Here is a 1,716-nt window from a genome sequence, read left to right on the forward strand (position 1 = left end):
GCCGCTCGCAATATTCTTACGGCCGGAACGCGGCTAGCGCCAAGTGAACGAGCAAAAGCCTATCAGAAACGCGAATCTCGTCGCGCAGTCTCACGGCCCACGCTTCGCTAAAAATCCACGTCCTTCAGGTCGGGGAAGACGTTAACACGAGAACTTGCAGGACATCGCCGCGGAGAAGAGCTGGCTCGTATTCGCGCATTCTCTTTCTGTCGCAATTCAAAATATGGATTCCACGGCTTCAGAAAGGCCGGCCAAATGGTCGCGCATGTCGCTGCTCAGCGCGGAATACGGACCGAGAGTCGCTCGAACCACATGAAAAAAAGTTTACCGGGAATGGAACGATAGGCCTTGCGAGATCGTATTGGTTACACGGAAGAGCGCGAGGACCAAGGAATGTCGATGAACCTCAACCCATATTGGAACGACTTCTTATGGCGGACCGACCCGGGGTCGCCGATGGAGGTTGTGAGGGCTCTGAATGGACATTTGACATCCGACATAGACGACCCGGCGGCGTTATACGGCGCGGCTCTCGTTTACCTGAGGGACAATGAGGGGGACGAGCGGAACGAGGGGAGAAATCTCCTCTGGGCCGCCGCAAGCCTCGGCTCAAGACGAGCGGCACGCGCCCTCGCGTCCGAAATAGAGGACCATCTTGAAGATCCCGACATAAATCCCCTACGTGGATTCATGGAAGCAATGAAGCGCAGGGCACGGATTTGGATTGGAAAATCTGACGTATATGACCCCTCTGTCGAGGAGGCCCGTGTCGGAAAGATAGTAATGCGCGAAATAGGTGATCCGGATTCGAGGGACGGGCGGGAGATTGCGAACAGATTTTCATCCGCCGTCGGGAAACGCATTCCTTACGCCGGAGAGCTGCCGGAAGAGAACGAGGCCCTCGAGGAGATCAGATCGGTTTGGCCGTGGGCGATGCGGGCCGCGGAAGCCATAGAGAGGCAGATGGGAATGGCTCGTTTGGCACGCGCAGCAGGCGGCGAAGGGGGTGTTAAATTGCGCCCGCTCTTGATTTGCGGACCGCCTTCAGCCGGAAAGACCGGACTTGCTAGGGCCGTGTTTGAACTCCTGAAGGTCCCTTCCCTTCTCGTCCCGTGTTCGGGCGCATCCGACAGCGCCGGTCTGGCCCCGGTATCGAGAGGCTGGTCGAGCCAGAGGCCATCCTCGCCTCTGGTGTTCATGGTCAACAAGAGCGTCTGCAATCCGGGCGTCATTCTGGACGAGATCGACAAGTCTCCCGCCGTCGGATCGCGCAACGGCAGCGTCATGGGTGCCATCATGAACATGCTCGGGGATCCGGATCGATACTATGATTCCTGTCTGATGGCCGAGACGGATGTTTCCGGGGTTTCCTTCATAGCCACGGCGAACGACACGTCGGGACTGCCGGACTTCATTATGGAACGGTTTTCCGTTGTCAGGATGAACCGACCGGGTCCGGAGTACTTTCCCGTAATCTTCAAAAACATGAAAAGGCGGTTCGCGCGGGAGTTAGGCGTCAAGGCGGAGGAACTACCCCTGCTTGACCTTGACGAGATGAACGCGCTGGAAACGTTCTTCGTGAGGAATAGGGCTTCTCTTCGGGCGCTGAAGGAAGGTTATCAGTTCGTGTTGAGCGAGGCGATGAAACGTCTTCCCGAGAGACCGATGATCAACTGAATCGCATCCGCCGTAAGAATTTTGCGGGCGGCGTTCGTA

Annotated in this window: 1 protein-coding gene; it reads left to right on the top strand. The window is 57.2% G+C overall.

Annotated features, from left to right (window positions below; all coding sequences use genetic code 11):
• Positions 1 to 393: 393 nt before the first annotated feature.
• Positions 394 to 1,677, top strand: coding sequence for an AAA family ATPase (locus E1297_RS02125; protein ID WP_155133305.1), 1,284 nt, complete (start codon positions 394 to 396; stop codon positions 1,675 to 1,677).
• Positions 1,678 to 1,716 lie beyond the last annotated feature (39 nt).

This window comes from Roseibium sp. RKSG952 (genome assembly GCF_009711355.1).

Coding starts and splice junctions, on each gene's coding strand:
- E1297_RS02125 (WP_155133305.1), top strand. CDS start 394: ATGTCGATGAACCTCAACCCATATTGGAACGACTTCTTATGGCGGACC.